Source organism: Chelatococcus sp. KU-N122, assembly GCF_055391085.1.
Genome location: NZ_AP043981.1, coordinates 903,762 through 920,616, shown reverse-complemented (window position 1 = coordinate 920,616; position 16,855 = coordinate 903,762). Strand labels below are relative to the sequence as shown.

At 65.0% G+C, this 16,855-nt stretch carries 13 protein-coding genes; 6 read left to right on the top strand and 7 right to left on the bottom strand.

Annotated elements, in window-relative coordinates; genetic code table 11:
- Positions 1 to 60: 60 nt before the first annotated feature.
- The 5 genes from ACZ5PO_RS04140 to ACZ5PO_RS04120 all read right to left on the bottom strand — a co-directional run bounded on the left by ACZ5PO_RS04140 (position 61) and on the right by ACZ5PO_RS04120 (position 9,687).
- On the bottom strand, positions 61 to 885 hold the full coding sequence (locus tag ACZ5PO_RS04140) for a hypothetical protein (protein ID WP_464190548.1): 825 nt from the start codon (positions 883 to 885) through the stop codon (positions 61 to 63).
- A complete protein-coding gene (locus ACZ5PO_RS04135; protein ID WP_464190546.1) occupies positions 886 to 3,612 on the bottom strand; it encodes a site-specific DNA-methyltransferase in 2,727 nt (908 codons plus the stop codon). It abuts the gene before it with no gap.
- Positions 3,612 to 4,523, bottom strand: a complete 912-nt coding sequence (locus ACZ5PO_RS04130; protein WP_464190544.1) for a hypothetical protein — start codon at positions 4,521 to 4,523, stop codon at positions 3,612 to 3,614. The genes ACZ5PO_RS04135 and ACZ5PO_RS04130 overlap by 1 nt, the downstream gene beginning before the upstream one ends.
- Complete coding sequence (locus tag ACZ5PO_RS04125) at positions 4,523 to 7,585, bottom strand: BPTD_3080 family restriction endonuclease (protein WP_464196662.1); 3,063 nt, start codon at positions 7,583 to 7,585, stop codon at positions 4,523 to 4,525. Before ACZ5PO_RS04125 ends, ACZ5PO_RS04130 begins: the two co-directional genes overlap by 1 nt.
- Before the next feature lie 200 nt (positions 7,586 to 7,785).
- Positions 7,786 to 9,687 (bottom strand): sigma-54 interaction domain-containing protein, encoded by a 1,902-nt coding sequence (locus tag ACZ5PO_RS04120; protein ID WP_464190542.1) that lies wholly within the window; start codon positions 9,685 to 9,687, stop codon positions 7,786 to 7,788.
- Positions 9,688 to 9,886: 199 nt separating this feature from the next.
- Here ACZ5PO_RS04120 and ACZ5PO_RS04115 point away from each other — a divergent pair, with 199 nt between their 5' ends.
- The 4 genes from ACZ5PO_RS04115 to cynS are packed head-to-tail and all read left to right on the top strand — an operon-like array spanning position 9,887 to position 13,519.
- On the top strand, positions 9,887 to 11,239 hold the full coding sequence (locus ACZ5PO_RS04115; RefSeq protein WP_464190540.1) for a CmpA/NrtA family ABC transporter substrate-binding protein: 1,353 nt from the start codon (positions 9,887 to 9,889) through the stop codon (positions 11,237 to 11,239).
- A gap of 2 nt (positions 11,240 to 11,241) precedes the next feature.
- On the top strand, positions 11,242 to 12,081 hold the full coding sequence (gene ntrB, locus ACZ5PO_RS04110) for a nitrate ABC transporter permease (RefSeq protein ID WP_464190538.1): 840 nt from the start codon (positions 11,242 to 11,244) through the stop codon (positions 12,079 to 12,081).
- 8 nt (positions 12,082 to 12,089) lie between these two features.
- A complete protein-coding gene (locus ACZ5PO_RS04105) occupies positions 12,090 to 12,995 on the top strand; it encodes an ABC transporter ATP-binding protein (protein ID WP_464190536.1) in 906 nt (301 codons plus the stop codon).
- 41 nt (positions 12,996 to 13,036) lie between these two features.
- Complete coding sequence (cynS, locus tag ACZ5PO_RS04100) at positions 13,037 to 13,519, top strand: cyanase (RefSeq protein ID WP_464190534.1); 483 nt, start codon at positions 13,037 to 13,039, stop codon at positions 13,517 to 13,519.
- A 76-nt stretch (positions 13,520 to 13,595) separates the two neighbouring features.
- Here cynS and ACZ5PO_RS04095 read toward each other — a convergent pair whose 3' ends face one another.
- The gene (locus ACZ5PO_RS04095) at positions 13,596 to 14,255 is read right to left on the bottom strand and encodes a TetR/AcrR family transcriptional regulator (RefSeq protein ID WP_464190532.1); all 660 of its coding nucleotides are present in this window, start codon (positions 14,253 to 14,255) and stop codon (positions 13,596 to 13,598) included.
- Positions 14,256 to 14,341: 86 nt separating this feature from the next.
- Here ACZ5PO_RS04095 and ACZ5PO_RS04090 point away from each other — a divergent pair, with 86 nt between their 5' ends.
- Positions 14,342 to 15,082: a 3-oxoacyl-ACP reductase family protein gene (locus ACZ5PO_RS04090; protein ID WP_464190530.1), complete on the top strand. Its 741-nt coding sequence runs from the start codon at positions 14,342 to 14,344 to the stop codon at positions 15,080 to 15,082.
- A 196-nt stretch (positions 15,083 to 15,278) separates the two neighbouring features.
- On the opposite strand, the gene ACZ5PO_RS04085 is transcribed toward ACZ5PO_RS04090, so the two are convergent.
- Entirely contained in the window at positions 15,279 to 16,199 is a 921-nt protein-coding gene (locus tag ACZ5PO_RS04085; protein WP_464190528.1) for an NAD(P)-dependent oxidoreductase, read from the bottom strand.
- A gap of 260 nt (positions 16,200 to 16,459) precedes the next feature.
- Between ACZ5PO_RS04085 and ACZ5PO_RS04080 the strand changes: the two genes are divergently transcribed.
- Positions 16,460 to 16,711, top strand: a complete 252-nt coding sequence (locus ACZ5PO_RS04080; RefSeq protein WP_464190526.1) for a hypothetical protein — start codon at positions 16,460 to 16,462, stop codon at positions 16,709 to 16,711.
- Positions 16,712 to 16,855: the final 144 nt, after the last annotated feature.

Here is a 16,855-nt window from a genome sequence, read left to right as displayed (position 1 = left end):
AAGAAATTACATCTGAATCTCCGTGTATGTACTTCAGGGTAGGCCTATTCGGCCAAACGCCTACGTCCAATCGTCTGAATTCTGATGCCGGGTTCCCAGCATGTATATACCGGAATGTACATCAATCAGGCTCCAATCGCTTCTCATTTTGCAAAGCTCTGCGAAAAGACCGTTGTTCTCGTAAATTGCGCCCGGCTCGAATGCAGCGTCGTCTAGCTCGCTGCCTGCGGGAGGTCTGCTGATGACGCCAGCTTGATGGAGAAGTGTCAAACCAGCATGGATGGGGCCGCCTGGTGGCAGCATGGGAGGTGGAGCGACTTGCGTCGCGGCAAGCCCCGGCAGCGCAAAGAGCGCCGTCATGAACATCGCGGTACCATTCCAGGCTCCGATGTAAGGGGGGCGGTCCGTCGGATTTAGGACGGGGCTGAGCCAACGCTCCTGAGCACGCTCAAGCTGCTTCAGCGTCGACGGTAGCGACGGTGGCAAGGTCACTTTCGAGAAGAGAATGTGAGCGCCCATCAATGATTGAGCGATGGGCTCAGGCCCCCGCTCCATGTGAAAAGATTGTGCCCGTCGCAGATCAGATGCATTCCAGCTCGCAAGAACACTTACGACCGCGTTCGTGAATTTACTATCCAATTTGGCCAAATGCCCCCATGAGAGCCCAACTGCAAAGCAGACATGCCATGGATTGGCGGCGCGAAATGTCGCCAACTGATCGGCCATTGCGTCGGTTGCCGTCCGATTCAGCGCCTGCCCAGCCTCGCGCAGAAGCTCAACGACGCTGCCACGTGTCGGGCCGCCCCGCACACCTCCGCCTTTCTCGCAGAGATCATTGAACGCTCTCTGCACGCCATTTACGGGCTTCTTGACGAGTCGCTTCATCTAACTTACCGCGAAAACCTTCATAACCTCGTCGCCGAGGTGGTTGATGACCTTGACCGCAATCCGGCCGGAGGCGGGCTTCGGAAATGGCCTGGACACGTCCGAATAGAGGCTCTCCCACGCCGCTTCGTCGATCTCGGCTTTCAGCGTCGTCTTGAGCGCCTTGTAGGGATCATTGGCGCCGAGGAAGTAGGCATGACGGACGAAGAAACTCTCCTCGTTGTAGTCCGTGTCGAGCATCCAGAGCGCGATCCCGTCCGTTCCCTCGGAAATCACCTCGCCGGTCTGAGGCTTGAACACGTCGACGCCGAACACCTTGACGCGGATCAGGCCGCCGCTCGCGTCCTCGATCTTGATGTCGGGCTCGCCGAACACGACGAACAGATTGCCGGCACCGGTAGCCTTCAGTTCCCCGGCCATGTGCAGGTCGGGGTTCATGCGCGCCTTCAGCACGGGGACGCGGCCGAGGCGCTCGAACTCCGAGGAATGGGCGTCGTAGTTGAAGGCGCAGGCGATCAGCACGTCGAAGCCCGCATCCCCCGCCTCGCGGGCGGCGGCGACGAGATCGGGACGCGAGACGGTGCCGAACTCGGGGCCGACGAAGATGCCGGCCCGGCGCTGCGTCTCGCCCTCGAAGAAGGCGCCCTCGGCGCAGACATAGCGGCCGGGCCAGCCGGTGAGGCTGGTGAAAGTGATCCGGTCCTCCTTGGCTGCCTGCTGCACGCCGGCCGCCCTGAGATTGTCCAGAATCATCTGCGCAAAGTCGCGCTCGGCAGCGGCTTCGTCGGTGCGGACGCCATCGCCGGTCTCGCGCAAGCCTTTGGTGATGAGCTCGTCGTTCCAGTCGACGGCGAGCGTGCGATGCGGCGAGACGCTCTCGACCGTGAACGGGCCCGCGACGCGGATGCGCCCACTGTCGATGAAGGGCTTGTCGTAAAGGTATTCGGATTCGGCCCTTGACGCGATGGAGGCGTCGATCTCCCGCTGACGCGCGGTGCGCGCATCCCACCAGCGCGCATGTGTTTCCTGCGCGTCGTTTGGCCAAGCACTGCCGACTTCGCGCGGGACGCTCCATTCCTCGAATCTCTGGCCGAGGATGGCATTGAGCCTGGCGCGTAAAGGTTCCAGGGTCTCCTGCCACTTGTCCCAGATCACGTCGATCTCCGCGTTGTTGGCGATCGACTTCAACATGATGTGCGGGACACGCTCGTAGACGAAGCCATGCCTGATGTCGCCCCTCGTTGGTGCGGACCGGGGCGTCGAGCGCATGATCTCCGCCTCTTTACGCTGTCCCCCTGGCGAATCGGAGAGGAGATAATACGGGTAGCGGGCCCCCATCAGCCGCGAGCGAGCCAACGCCACGGCGACGCGGCTTGTATCGATTGTGATCCAGCGTCTGCCCCATTGTTCGGCAACGTAGGCTGTGGTGCCAGAGCCGCAAGTGGGGTCTAAAACGAGGTCGCCTGGATCTGTGGTCATGAGAATGCAGCGCTCTGAAACGGCGGGGCTGGTCTGAACAACGTAGATCTTGCTCGGGCTGCCCGCGACATCAGTCCAGATATTTGTTATAGGATAGGCGGCAAAATCGTCCACAAATCTGACATACCTCAAGGTTCGCCCCGCGCGGCTAATGCGTTCGGCCTTGATCAGCTTAGAGAAACCACTCTCTCCAGTCTTCCAGAAGCCGCCGCTGGGCGTGTGACTTTGCCCACGGAAAATCACGGGAAACGAGCCTGGCGGGCGATTAGAGGTGAGGCTTGTCAGTTGATACGCTCTTCCAAGGTCATCGAGCTGATCATATCGAGCTCCGGATCCGTGACCAACTCCGGCTTCCTTCCTGTTATAGATGCGTCGAAATTTTGCCTTCGTCGAATCTCTCGCGTACCAAAGAATATAATCTTGTATAGATGCCAAAAAATCACTCGTTTGGCCGCCGGTTTTCTGAAATGTGATCTCCGAAATGCAATTCCCCTCTCCATAAACTTCATCCATTAGCGCTCGCACGCGATGAACATTCTCGTCACCGATTTGCACAAAAATGCTACCACTTTCGTGCAGCAGATCGCGCGCTACCGTCAATCGGTCGCGCAGATAGGTCAGGTAGGAGTGGATGCCGTCGCGCCAAGTGTCGCGGAAGGCCCGCACTTGCTCGGGCTCGCGGGTAATCTGGTCTCTTGCGCCGTCCTTAACGCTAGGCGAGGTTGTCGACCATTGGAAGTTTGAGTTGAACTTGATACCATACGGCGGATCCAGGTAGATGCACTGCACCTTGCCGCGCAGTCCCTCGCGTTCGGCCAGGCTCGCCATGACGGATAGCGAATCGCCGACGATCATCCGGTTCGACCAATGCTGGTCGTGCTGATAGAATTCGGTCGCGGCGGTCGTCCCGGACAGCCCGTTAAAGTCGGCGAAGAGGTCGGGCGCCGCGTCGGAGGCTGCGGCCCGCTCTCGCGTCTCGCGTCGGAGGTCGTCGATGATGACCTTTGGATGCACCTTCTCCTGGATGAACAGGGGCGGCGCCTGCACGATGAGGTCCGACCAGTCCTGCTCGTCCTTGCCGCGCCACACCAGTTGCGGATCGAGGTCGCGGTTGCGGCGCTCGTAGGCGAGCCGCACCGGCGACTTGTCCTGCTCGCGCATGACACTCTCGAACTCGGCCGTCGGGATGTTCTTGCGCGTGGCTGCGTCATGCTTCAGCGCGGCGACGTCGATAGGCTTCTTGGCCATCAGGCGGTCTCTTTTTGGAAAGAAACTTGTTTATGCGAGATTGAAAGGCGCTTAGCGAGATCGCGCAAATAACCAGGCAGTGGCGCTTCAGTCACCAGCACAGCTTCGATATTCGAGTCACGTCGAGGGTCCATCGCCTTCAAAATTGCACGATACTTCACGCATTGATATACGCCACGTTGTAAGTCGGCATCATTCGAGTCCGCCGACTTAATCTCCGCTGCGATAGTTCTGTCGGCCGTATAATAAATCACGTCAACTCGATCACCTGAGTGGAGATCAATCTCTGTTTCAGCTTCTAGTACGACCAAGTCAGGATACAATGCTTGAGGGTTATTCTTCGCCCAAAGGCGCAAGGCCTTATGATTGGGGCCCTCACCTCCTCTTCCGCGCGCTATTCCGTCGCGCTCGCTCCCGCTTTTGGGATTTCCCGGATCAAGAGAGCTTTTTGGCGTGTTCAAGCTTCTTCCGTAGGCCTGTTCGTAAACCTTCTTCCAACCGCGAAAGCGATATACCTCGTTGGCCGCTATCTCGAAGTATTTTCTCCAGAGCTTGGGATTATTGACACGGGCGCCTTCTTGGCCCAATTTAGCAACGCCGAAATAATCAGCTAGAAATCCACCGGCCCCGGTGCTTGGCATTCTATCCGATTGGAGAACAAGGAGAACATTTAAAAGCGGAGCTTCGGGCATCGTATCATGGATGTCGTTCATAAGCCGTCCGGCGACGCGCCCCATTCTTGTTGCCCGTCCGATGCGCGAAAATCCCAAATCGCTTTCCAACCTTGCCATTGCCTCTCCATAAGTTAGAGAAGTGCGGTTGTGGGCGGCCTCGATGAGCCATCTGGCCAGTGCGGGCGCCCCGAGTTTCTCGAGGTTGTCGTCTGTCGCGCTGATCTTCGAGGGTGACATCAGGCCGCCTTCTCGACAAGTAATGCTTCTATGAGATCGCTGAACTTCCGCTCGATCTCATACACCTCGCTGAACTCGGCAAAAGCCCATCGGCCGAAGCTGCCGAGATTGTTCACGCCTGGCACCCAATAGGCGCGCATCGTATTGGCCTTCTCTTTGGCGTTCTCGCCGCGGTAGCCCTTGATCTCGACGATGAGGTTGAGCGCGTCGGGGCGGTCATCGTCGATCTGGACGATGAAGTCCGGAACGTAGTGCCGCGGCGTAGAGCCCATGAGGTATGGCACCTCGAGGCCGAGGCCCTGGTTCTTGACGTAGGCCCGCACCCGCGGGTGAGCCTCCGCCACCCGGCAGAATTCCGCCTCCCAATCCGAATCGCAGATGATCCAGTTGACATGGCACTTGGGCGGCGGGCCACTGGTGTCCCAGCGCGTGGCCTTAGAGGTGGTGAAATTCACGAAGGCGGTCGAGCCTTTGGGGTTGTAGGCATCGAGGATCGCCTTGACCGGCCGCTCACCCACGAGGGTTTGGGTGATGGCGGCCTTGATACGCTCGGCGGCCATGTCGGCTAGCTCCTGATAGAGCAACTGCCCCGGATAGGTGCCGCCCGAGCACACGAGACCGCCGCCCTCCAGCCACTGCCGCGTGATGCGCTTCAGCTGGCCAAACAGATGCAGCTTAGGCTCGGTACCAGGATCGCGGTATTTGTTGTAAAGTAGGTGGCGCGCGAGATGGAACAGGATCGTCGATGCGCGGATGTCCTGAAGATGCGCGACTGTGAGATCGACGCTTTCGCCGATCAAGCCCGCATTCCTGGTGACCGACGGCCCGACAAGCTCGGGGGTCAGATGCAGCACATGGTCGGGGCCGAACGTTGCCTCCAGGCGCTCCTCCGGCAACTCGATCCGATAGCCTTCGACCCGCGGGAAGACGATCTCCAGCGCATCGCGATCGGGCTTGACCGCATGCACTCGGACGGTTTCGCGCGGCTTCGCCGGCGCCGAAACAACAGGCTTGGCGGCGAAATCGAACGGAATGCCGAGGACGTCCGCGTACTCGACATCGAACTGTTCGTCGTCGTTCAGCTCGTAGGACTGCCGGCGCAGCGCGCGGCCGACGACCTGCTCGCAGAGCAACTGCGTGCCAAAGGCACGGACGCCGAGAACATGCGTGACTGTGTTGGCGTCCCAGCCTTCGGTCAGCATCGAAACCGAGACGACGCATCGGATCTGCTCGCCGAGCCGGCCCCGCTTGCCGACCGTGTTCATGACCTCACGCAACAGCGTAGCATCGTCGATCTCGCCGCCGCTGCGCAGGTCGTGAGCATCGGCGCCGCCGCGTTCGAGGATGTCACGGCGGAACCGCTCGATCTCATCGGCGGCCATCTCACGGAAATCCTTATCTAGGGCGGCGCCGGACTCCAGCTGGGCCGAGTCGATCAGGATGGTGTTCGGCCGCGGCGAGCGATTGCCGAACTCGTCGTAGTTGCGAAACAAGGCTAGGCGCCCGTTTTCCAACGTCGTTGTGCCATCGTCGTTCTCCCGCTGGAAGCCCGAGATGTATTTGTAGACGAGCTCGGACGTAGACGTGTTGTTGCAGACGACGATGAATACCGGCGGGACGCCGATGCCTTCTTCCGCCCACAGTGCGAACGTCTTCTCGTAGTGACCGTAGAGCGCTTCAAGGGCTGAGCACAAGATCAGGGGGAGCTTGAGCGGATCGTACGTTTTGCCAGCCGAGCGGCCCTTCTTTGGCAGCCCCTGGGGGCTCTTCTTTATCTCCTCCCAGAGCTCGCGGAACTTTGGCGCATCCCCACCGGGGACATTGTCCGCGACCGGCACGCGCGGCAGCTTGACGATTCCGCATTCGATCGCGTCCATGAGTGAAAAGTCGCTCATCGTCCAGGGAAACAGAGTGCCCTCGAGGTAGCCCGAGCCGCGCAGGAAGAACGGCGTCGCCGAGAGGTCGTAGACGAGCGAGATGCCGAGCTTGCGCTTGACGGCTTCCAGTCCGGAGATCCACATCCGGGCGGCTTCGTTGTTCTCCTTCGCCTCGTCCTTGTCGTCGCCCTTGAGGTCTTCGTCGGCGGCATCCCGGGCTCGCTCACGGTAGCAATGATGCGCCTCGTCGTTCAGCACGACGATGTTCTTCATGCCCATCAGCTCGGGCATGACGCGCTGTATCATCTGACCTTCGGTCTCCAGCGTCTCAAGCTTGTCGCCGCGCCAACCTTCGAGCGCGCTCCGCGTGCCCTTAGCGACCTCCAGCCGCTCGCGCAGCTTGAACGCATGATAGTTGGTGATGACGATCTTGGCTCGATCGATGTCGCCGAGCATGTCGGGCGGCACGATCTCGCGGCTCCGATAATAGCTCTCGGGATCATTCGGGAGCAGCACGCGCAGGCGGTCCCTGATGGTGATGCCGGGCGCCACCAGCAGGAAGCCGCGCGAGAACTGCTTGCTGTTGGGATGGCGAACGGCGTTGACGGTCTGCCACGCGATCAGCATCGCCATCACGGTGGTCTTGCCGGCGCCGGTCGCGAGCTTCAGGGCGAGGCGCAGGAGCTCCGGGTTGGCGTCCGCGTTCGCGCCTTTGAGGTGAGTCCAAAACTTGGCGACGCGCGGCCCGAGCTTGGGGGCGACTTCGGTCAGCCAGATCGCCGTCTCGACGGCCTCGACCTGGCAGAAGAAGGGACGCACGGACTCGAAGCGATGGTGGCGCCAGTGCTGGAGCAGCCGAGCGGTCTCCGGCGTGACCAGCCATTGCTCCGGATTGGGCAGGTTGCGCCACGTCTCGACGTAGGTTCGAACCTCGTTGATGATCGGCGTCGGGTTGTATTCCTGCGCGTCGGTGGACAGGCCCTCGTCGTCTTCGAAGAGGATGCTTGCTTGGCCTCGCCCCCGGCGGCGCCTCTTCGGCTTGGGCACCGGCGTGATCAGATCGGAGCGGCGCCGTGATTCGATGATCTGGTTGGTCGGCTGCCCGTCTGCGTCGAGCTCCCAGTGCCGGCCAGGGAAGGCGTAGGGCGAGTTGAGAATGGGACGTTCGAAAAACTGCTGCACCATGCGACGCCCCTTGCGCGGCCAGTCTGCCGACATGACCGCCCCCCTGCCTGCTATTTGCGGATCACAACGCTGCAACGTCAAGCTGCGGTCGTGGGTCCTCCTCGGAAGGCTCGCTGGCTCCAGGGGAGGAGGTTTGGGTGGCTCGATTGCGATGTGGCGGCTCACAGAAGGGAACTGGAGCTTGTCCGCATCGTGATGGGTCAAACAGCCCCCGGCCGCTTCACACCGAGCGCTTTCATGCGCGAGATCAGCGTCGTCGGCGCGATCTCCAGCAGCTGGGCTGCGCCGCCGTCGCCGAAGATTCTGCCGCCGGCCGTCTTGAGCGCCAGGACGATGTTGTCACGGTCGCGCTCGCGCCGGGCCGCTTCCGTCAGGATGGCGCTGTGAGGACGTGGATGGCGTGATGTGTGGTGGCTGCCCCCGGCATCGACCGCCGGCAGCTCGATGCGCAGCCGGCCGTTGGCGGCCAGGATCGCGGCACGCTCGACGACGTTTTCCAGCTCGCGCACGTTGCCGGGCCAGCCGTAAGCTACCAGCTTGTCCACGTCCGACGAGGTGAGGCGCAGGGGCTCGAGGTTCAGCCGGCGCGTCACCTCGTCGAGCGCGTGCTGGGCCAGCAGCGGGATGTCGTCGGGGCGTTCGCGCAGCGGCGGCGTCTCGACCGGGAACACGTCGAGGCGATAGTAGAGGTCCTCGCGGAAGCGGCCGGCCTTGACGTCCTCCTTCAGCGACCGGTTGGTGGCGGCGATGATGCGCACGTCGACCTCGCGCGTGCGCTCCTCGCCCACCCGTTCGAACTGCTTCTCCTGGATCACGCGCAGCAGCTTGCCCTGCAGCTCGAGCGGGATCTCGCCGACCTCGTCGAGGAACAGCGTACCGCCGTCGGCCAGCTCGAAGCGGCCGATGCGGTCGCGCACGGCGCCTGTGAAGGCGCCCCTGACGTGGCCGAAGAATTCGCTCTCGAACAATTCGCGTGGCACCGCGGCGCAGTTGACGCGGATCAGCGGCCGCGCCGCCCGCGGGCTCGCCTCGTGGATGGCCCGGGCCACCAGCCCCTTGCCGGTGCCGGATTCGCCGGTGATCAGCACCGTGGCGCTGGTGGGCGCGACGAGCTCGATCTGGCTGGCGATCTGCTGGATGGCGGCGCTGCGGCCGATGAGGCCGCGGTGGCGGGTCTCGCTGCGGATCTCCTCCTGGAGGTACTCGTTCTCCCGCTCCAGCCGCTCGCGCAGGCGGTCGACCTCGGCCAGCGCCGTGCGCAGTTTCTCGTCCGATTCCCGCCGCAGGGTGATGTCGCGGAAGACGATGACGGCGCCGATCAGCTTGCCGCCGTCGCGGATCGGCGTCGACGTGTACTCGACGAAGAAGGGCGTGCCGTCCTTCCGCCAGAACACCTCGCTGTCCACCTTGTGCACCGAGCCGTCGCGGAAGGCGGCGTAGATCGGGCATTGCTGGTGCGGGTAGTGGCGGCCGTCGGCATGGCTGTGATGCACCGTGCTGTGCATGTCCCGGCCGACGATCTCGGCCGTGGTCCAGCCCAGCATGCGCTCGGCCGCCGGGTTGAGGAAGGTGGTGACCCCTTCCGCGTTGACGCCGTAGATGCCTTCGCCGGCGGCCTTCAGGATCAGCCGATTCTCGCGCTCGATGTCCTGGAAGAAGCGCTCGGCGCGCTGCCATTCGGCGATGCCGCTGCGCATGAACAGGTCCGCCTCGCGGTCGATGAGGCGGCGCTGGCGCGCCTCGATGTCGTGCATCGAGACCAACAGCCAGGTCGATGCGCCGGCCGGCAGCGCCGAGGCCGAGTACTCGAGCTTGAGCAGGCGCCCCTCGGCGTGGCGGGGCATGAGCGCATGGGTCCAATAGCTCCCCTTCAGCAGCGCCGCCTGGCTGAAGACGATGAGCGCCGGCAATTGGCCCGGGTGCAGGGTGCTGGCGCGGCTGCCACGCAACGCCTGCCGCTCGTAGCCGAGCAAGGCGGCGCCCCGTGGATTGACGTCGACGATGAGATCGGCGGCCGGGTCGATGACCAGGGCCGGCTCCGTCCCGTGCTCGAAGGCCAGCCCCAGCCCGCCGTCGCCTGCCGCGCCAACATCCCCCGGCACTCCGATGCCTCTCTCCTACGAGATATCGCAATCAGCGCTACGAAATCTCATCGACGACGAAATGTCGTAGCGATCTGGTCATGCGACGGCCGCGCGTCAAGGGCCTTGCTCCGCAAGGCCTTGCGGCTCGGACACGGCGTCGGCGGGGCGCTGGCATGGCGGTTGCAATCACGGTGCTCATCTATCCAGCGAGGGACCGATGGCGCTCTTCGACAATCCGTTCAGTGCAGCGACCCGCTTCTTCAAGACCGGCTGCTCTTGCGGCCGGCATGCCAGCCAGGCTGAGCACGACGGCTTGTCGGCCGATGCGCAGATCAGCCGCGTCGTCGAGGGCGGCGTCATGCGGGCGCTGTTTCCCGACGACATGAAGCGGCGCGCCTTCCTGAAGGCGGTCGGTGCCTCCACCGCCGCGGCCGCCGTCGCCCAGTTCTTTCCGCTCGGCACGGCGAGCGAGGCGTTCGCCCAGGCGGGCAAGCCGGAGAAGACCGACCTCAAGGTCGGCTTCATCCCGATCACCTGCGCCACGCCCATCATCATGGCCGCGCCCATGGGCTTCTACGCCAAGCAGGGGCTCAACGTCGACGTGGTGAAGACGGCGGGCTGGGCGGTTATCCGCGACAAGACCATCAACAAGGAATACGACGCCGCCCACATGCTGTCGCCCATGCCCCTGGCGATCTCCATGGGCGTCGGCTCCAACCCCATTCCCTATACGATGCCGGCGGTGGAAAACATCAACGGCCAGGCCATCACCCTGGCCATGAAGCACAAGGACAAACGCAATCCGAAGTCTTGGAAAGGCTTCAAGTTCGCCGTGCCCTTCGACTATTCCATGCACAACTACCTGCTGCGCTACTACCTGGCCGAAGCGGGGATCGATCCCGACACCGACGTGCAGATCCGCGCCGTGCCGCCGCCGGAGATGGTCGCCAACCTGCGCGCCGACAACATCGACGGCTTCCTGGCGCCCGATCCGGTGAACCAGCGCGCCGTCTACGACGGCGTCGGCTTCATCCATTTGCTGTCGAAGGAGCTGTGGGACGGCCATCCCTGCTGCGCCTTCGCCGCCTCCAAGGAGTTCGTCACCGGCCAGCCCAACACCTACGCGGCCCTGCTCAAGGCCGTCATCGAGGCGACCGCCTTCGCCGCCAAGGCGGAGAACCGCAAGCAGATCGCAGAGGCCATCGCGCCCGCCAACTACCTCAACCAGCCGGTCACGGTGGTGGAGCAGGTGCTCACCGGCACCTACGCCGATGGCCTGGGCAACGTGAAGCGCGATCCCAAGCGCATCGACTTCGATCCGTTCCCCTGGGAGAGCTTCGCCATCTGGATCATGACGCAGATGAAGCGCTGGGGGCAGATCAAGGGCGACGTCGACTACGGCAAGATCGCCGCCCAGGTCTACCTGGCGACGGACGCCGCCAGGCTGATGCAGGAGGCCGGCCTGACGCCCCCGGCGACGACCAGCAAGACCTTCGTGGTCATGGGCAAGACCTTCGATCCGTCCAAGCCCGACGATTACATCAACAGCTTCGCCATCAAGCGGGTCTGATCATGCAAGCTTCGCTCGGGGCGCGGGCGGTTGCGGTCTCGCTGCTGCTCCTCGCCCTCTTCCTCGCCGCCTGGCACGTGGCGACCCAGGGCACCGGCCCCACCCAGGCCATGGACCCGGAGTATGCCAAGCTGATGGGCGCGACGGCGACCACGGGCAAGTCGGCCATGCCCGGCCCGCTCGATGTCGGCGCCACCATCTGGCAGCACCTGAAGCGGCCTTTCTACGACAACGGCCCCAACGACAAGGGCCTGGGCATCCAGCTCGCCTATTCCATCGGCCGCGTGGCGCTGGGCTATCTGCTCGCCGTCGCGGTGGCGATCCCGCTCGGCTTCCTCATCGGCATGTCGCCGCTGATGAGCCGGGCGCTCGACCCGTTCATCCAGATCCTCAAGCCGGTGTCGCCACTGGCGTGGATGCCGCTCGCCCTCTACACCATCAAGGATTCCGGGCTCTCCGCCATCTTCGTCATCTTCATCTGCTCGCTGTGGCCGATGCTGGTCAACACCGCCTTTGGCGTCGCCAGCGTCCGCACCGAATGGCTCAACGTCGCCCGCACGCTCGAGGTCGGCCCGCTGCGGCGCGCTTTCACGGTGATCCTGCCGGCGGCGGCGCCCACCATCGTCACCGGCATGCGCATCTCGGTCGGCATCGCCTGGCTGGTCATCGTCGCCGCCGAGATGCTCGTGGGCGGCACCGGCATCGGCTACTTCGTCTGGAATGAGTGGAACAACTTGTCGATCACCAACGTGATCGTCGCCATCCTGGTCATCGGCGTGGTCGGCATGATCCTCGATCAGGCCCTGGCGCGGCTCGGACGCCTCGTGACGTTTCCCGAATGAGGCCGCTGATGACCGATCCGGTGATTTCGATCGAGGGCATCGCCAAACGCTACCCGGCCAAGCGCTACCCGGCCAAGCGGGGCTCGGAGTCTGGCGCCGCCACCACCATCTTCGAGAACCTCTGGCTCAAGGTGAACCGGGGCGAGTTCGTCTGCGTCATCGGCCATTCCGGCTGCGGCAAGACGACGATCCTCAACATCCTGGCCGGCCTCGACCGGCCGAGCGAGGGCGCCGTGCTGGTGGAGGGGCGCGAGCTCGCGGGGCCCGGCCTCGACCGCGCCGTCATCTTCCAGGGTCATGCGCTGCTGCCCTGGCGCACCGTGCTCGGCAACGTCGCCTACGCGGTCTCCTCGCGCTGGCGCCGGGCCTCTAGGGCGGAGGTGGAGGAGCGGGCCCGCCGCGCCATCGCCGCCGTCGGCCTCTCGGGTGCCGAGCACAAGCGCCCGGCGGAGCTGTCGGGCGGCATGAAGCAGCGCGTCGGCATCGCCCGGGCGCTCGCCATCGAGCCCAAGATGCTGCTCATGGACGAGCCGTTCTCGGCCCTCGATGCGCTGACGCGTGGCACCCTCCAGGAGGAGGCCCGGCGCATCTGCCGCGACACCGGCCAGACGGTGTATATGATCACCCACGACGTGGACGAGGCGATCTATCTGGCCGACCGCATCGTGCTGATGACCAACGGGCCCGGCGCCCGCATCGCCGAGATCGTGATCAACCCGCTGGCGGCCGATCGCAGCCGGTCCGGGCTGCACCACGACCCGGCCTACTACAGCCTGCGCAACCACCTGATCGATTTCCTCGTGGAGCGCAGCAGCAGCTTCCGCGATGCGCCGCCGGAGGACTACGACCCGCGCCATCCGCCGGTGGTGACGCTGGGTCATTCGCAGTCCGCGGCGCTGCACGTCGTGCTCTGATCTCTCGTCTTTCGCGATACTGTCCTACGGAGAACAAGGCCATGAAACGAGCCGATCTGACCGAGAAGATTCTCGACATCAAGCGCGAGAAAGGCTGGACCTGGAAGTATATCACCGACGAGATCGGCGGCATGTCGCCGGTCCTGGTGGTGGGCGCGCTGCTCGGCCAGATGAAGCTGGTGAAGCCGCTCGCCCACGCGGCGGCCGAGCTGTTCGGTTTGTCTGAAGCCGAGGAGCGCATGCTGAACGAGGTGCCCATGCGCGGCACCGAGATGCCGCCGACGGACCCGCTGATCTACCGCTTCTACGAGCTGGTCATGGTCAACGGCCCGGCCTGGAAGGCGTTGATCGAAGAAGAGTTTGGCGACGGCATCATGTCGGCCATCGACTTCAACATGGAGTTCGAGCGCGAGCCCAACCCGCGCGGCGACCGGGTGAAGATCACCATGTCGGGCAAGTTCCTGCCGTACAAATACTACGGCAACGAGCAGGGTATTCCCGAATACGGCTACAAGGAAGCGTAGAGCGGCTGCTGGAGCGCGCTTCGATCGAGTGAAACCACCCGATGGGAGCGAAGCACAGACCCGTGGGACCAGTGGCTCACGCGCCGCCAGCCCTGCCGGCCGGGCGGCGTTCATCCGGACGCGCCCCGGTCAGCCCGTCCCATGCCGCCATCGCGGCTTGGGCCACGCTTTCGAGCTGCTCGCGACTGGCACCGTCGCGCGCCTGAATCGACATGCCCTGCTGCACGCAGAGCGCGAAGCGCGCGAGCTGCTCGGCGTCCGCCGACGCCGGCAGCTCGCCGGCCGCCACGCCCCCGGCGATGAGCGCGTGGAGGCGCGCGTAGGCTTCCGCCCGCCGCTCGCCGACCAGCGCGCCCAACACCGCACACCCCTCCTCGCGCGCCGCCGACAGAACCACCATGCAGCCACGCGGTCGCTCGGGCCGGGTCAGCGCCGCCGCCGATGCCATCAGAAACATCTCGATCGCCGCTCGGACCGAGCCGGCCGCGGCGGTGGGGCCCCAGATGCGCTCGGCGTTGCTGTCCTCATAATGCGCGATCGCCTCGGCGTAGAGCTGCTCCTTGTTGCCGAACGCGGCGTACAGGCTGGGCGGCGTAACGCCCATGGCCTCGCACAGATCGGCAATGGATGTGGCGGAGAAGCCCTTCAACCAGAAGAGCTCCGTCGCCGCGCTGAGGGCGGAGCCACGGTCGAATGCCCGCGGCCGGCCCCGCTGCACCTTGGATGATTTTTCCATAGCGATTGTTACATAAGTCGATTGACAGGAGCCAGCAACCGTCCCATCTGCTTTCTGTATCGAGCGCTACGGAAAGGATTCCGGACATGGCTGAGCTTCAGGGACAACGGGCGCTGGTCACCGGCGCGAGCAGAGGTATCGGCGCCGCCATCGCCCGACGGCTGGCGGCCGACGGGGCCGATGTCGCCATCACCTACGAGCGCTCGGCCGAGAAGGCGAGGGAGGTGGTGCGCGCCATCGAGGCGCACGGCCGCCGTGGCGTGGCCATTCAGGCCGACAGCGCCGACGCGGCGGCCGTGCGCCGCTCGGTCGACGAGGCGGCGAAGGCGCTGGGCGGCCTCGATATTCTCGTCAACAACGCCGGCATCGCCCGCGGCGGTCCGCTGGAGAGCATGAGCCTGGAAGACATCGACGCCCTCATCGCCGTCAACATCCGCTCGGTGGTGCTGGCCAGCCAGGCGGCGATCCCGCATCTGCCCACGGGCGGCCGCATCGTCAGCATCGGCAGCAACCTGGGCGAACGGGTGCCCTTTCCGGGACTGACGGTCTATTCCATGACCAAATCGGCCCTGGTCTCGTTCAACCGCGGCCTCGCCCGCGATCTCGGGCCACGCGGCATCACCGTCAATCTGGTGCAGCCGGGCTCCACCAACACCGACATGAACCCCGTCGACGGGCCCACGGCAGCGGCCCAGCTCGCCGTCAACGCCCTGGGCCGTTATGGCGCGCCCGGCGACATCGCCGCCGCGGTGGCCTTCCTCGCCGGCCCCGGCGGCCGCCAGATCACCGGCACCGCCATCACCGTCGACGGCGGCGTCAACGCTTGAACGGAGATCCTTAAGTCGCCGCGCTGCGGTTCAACGCGTCGGCCGTGCTCGGAGATGGGACACGGCTCGACGTGCTGGACACGATTGAGGTGGCGGCCAAGGAGAGGGTGGAAAGCCGCGCCGCATGATCCTCACCCGCGTAGCGGGGGAGGGGGACCATGCGCAGCATGGTGGAGGGGGCGGACCCGACCATCTGCTAAGACACGCCCGTCGAGTCCTCGATCCGCGCGGCCTCCTCCAGGGCGCGCCGCCACAGCACCAGGTGCGCCTCGTCGGTCATGAAGGCGGCATGGGAGGTGAGGGTCACGTCGTCCCGGCCGAGCACCGGGTCGTCCGGCGGCAGGGGCTCCTGCGAGAACACGTCGAGGCCGGCGTGGCCGATCTGGCCCGCGTCCAGGGCAGCGCGCATCGCCTCCTGGTCGACGATGTCGGCGCGCGCGGTGTTGACGAGCAGGAAGCCGCGCCTCGGCAGCGCCAGCCGGCGCGCGTCGATCAGGTGGCGCGTGCCGTCGTTGAGGCCGAGGTGCACCGCCACCACGTCGGCATCGGTCAGCGCCGCGTCCAGGTCCGGCACGAAGAAGGGGCTCGCGGGCCGCGGCGTCCGGTTCCAGCCGGCGACGGCCATGCCGAGGCCGTTGGCCATCGCGGCGAAGGCGGTGCCGATGCCGCCGAGGCCGACGACCGCCACCTTGCGGCCGGCGAGCTGGATGCCGCCGGTCGGATACCAGGTGCCGCCCCGGATGCCGCGGTCCATCGTCGCGATGCGCCGGGCGGCGGCGAACATCAGCGCGATGGCGTGCTCGGCCACCGCCTGGTCGCCGTAGCCGCGGATGGTGGCGACCGGGATGCGCCGGCGCTCGGCCGCGGCGAGATCGATGTAGGTCGACGCCCCGGTGCCCAGGAAGACGATGCCCCTGAGCTTGGGCGCCGTTTCGATCAGCTCGGCCGGAATGATGGTGTGGTCGACGATGAGGCACTCGGCCTCGGCGGCGATCGCCCGCAGCGCCGCGGCATCGGGATCGCCCTCGTGGATGCGCATGCCCGGCACAGGCGGCAGGCCGGCACGCTCCATGATCTCGCGCATCTCCGGGGTGCGGTCGACGAAGACGGTCTGCATGGAGCGTTCACCTTGCGGGCATGGGGTGGCGTTGGCGGAGCTTAACGTCCCGTCCCGGTTCCGCCAGCCCTAGAGCATTTCGCCATTGGATGGACCCATCCAACGGCAGAGAAATGCTCATAGTCTTTTGAATCTGGAGCGCTTTCTCGCGATTGGGTGAGCCCACCCAATCGCAAAGCGCTCTAGGCGTCGCCGCACCGGTCCCTGGTTTGGCGGCGCGTGCCTCCCCATCTGGAGGGTACGGAACTGGAGGATCGCCGATGCGCGCCATCCTGGTGTCGTCCACCCTGTCGCTGCTGCTGGCCGTGGCGCCTGCCGCCCTGGCGCGGCCTTTGCCCAAGGTGCGGCATGTGCAGGTGCAGACGCACCATCCACAGCCTCATCCTTATCCGCGGGCGGCCGCCGTCGGCGCCTGTCAGCGGATGTGCCCCAAGGACATGGCGCCCTGCGATCCGGTCAGCTTCAAGATCGTCGACGGGCGCTGCAATCCGGGCATGCGCGAAGGCCTGTGACGCCGCCGGCCCAAGGCTGCCCGCCTCCGCGAAAGGCCTTGCCAAGCCAGCCCCTACGCCCCTAGGCTCTGCGAGCGGGCGCAACCTTGGCCCGCGGGCCTTCCGGTACAGCGCCGTGCGGAAGGCGGGCATCGCGAGCCCCAT

What these genes read in the sequence shown, in the direction of transcription:
- ACZ5PO_RS04140 (WP_464190548.1), bottom strand. Translation starts at nt 885, where the DNA reads ATGAAGCGACTCGTCAAGAAGCCCGTAAATGGCGTGCAGAGAGCGTTC.
- ACZ5PO_RS04135 (WP_464190546.1), bottom strand. Translation starts at nt 3,612, where the DNA reads ATGGCCAAGAAGCCTATCGACGTCGCCGCGCTGAAGCATGACGCAGCC.
- ACZ5PO_RS04130 (WP_464190544.1), bottom strand. Translation starts at nt 4,523, where the DNA reads ATGTCACCCTCGAAGATCAGCGCGACAGACGACAACCTCGAGAAACTC.
- ACZ5PO_RS04125 (WP_464196662.1), bottom strand. Translation starts at nt 7,585, where the DNA reads ATGGTGCAGCAGTTTTTCGAACGTCCCATTCTCAACTCGCCCTACGCC.
- ACZ5PO_RS04115 (WP_464190540.1), top strand. Translation starts at nt 9,887, where the DNA reads ATGGCGCTCTTCGACAATCCGTTCAGTGCAGCGACCCGCTTCTTCAAG.
- ntrB (WP_464190538.1), top strand. Translation starts at nt 11,242, where the DNA reads ATGCAAGCTTCGCTCGGGGCGCGGGCGGTTGCGGTCTCGCTGCTGCTC.
- ACZ5PO_RS04105 (WP_464190536.1), top strand. Translation starts at nt 12,090, where the DNA reads ATGACCGATCCGGTGATTTCGATCGAGGGCATCGCCAAACGCTACCCG.
- cynS (WP_464190534.1), top strand. Translation starts at nt 13,037, where the DNA reads ATGAAACGAGCCGATCTGACCGAGAAGATTCTCGACATCAAGCGCGAG.
- ACZ5PO_RS04095 (WP_464190532.1), bottom strand. Translation starts at nt 14,255, where the DNA reads ATGGAAAAATCATCCAAGGTGCAGCGGGGCCGGCCGCGGGCATTCGAC.
- ACZ5PO_RS04090 (WP_464190530.1), top strand. Translation starts at nt 14,342, where the DNA reads ATGGCTGAGCTTCAGGGACAACGGGCGCTGGTCACCGGCGCGAGCAGA.
- ACZ5PO_RS04085 (WP_464190528.1), bottom strand. Translation starts at nt 16,199, where the DNA reads ATGCAGACCGTCTTCGTCGACCGCACCCCGGAGATGCGCGAGATCATG.
- ACZ5PO_RS04080 (WP_464190526.1), top strand. Translation starts at nt 16,460, where the DNA reads ATGCGCGCCATCCTGGTGTCGTCCACCCTGTCGCTGCTGCTGGCCGTG.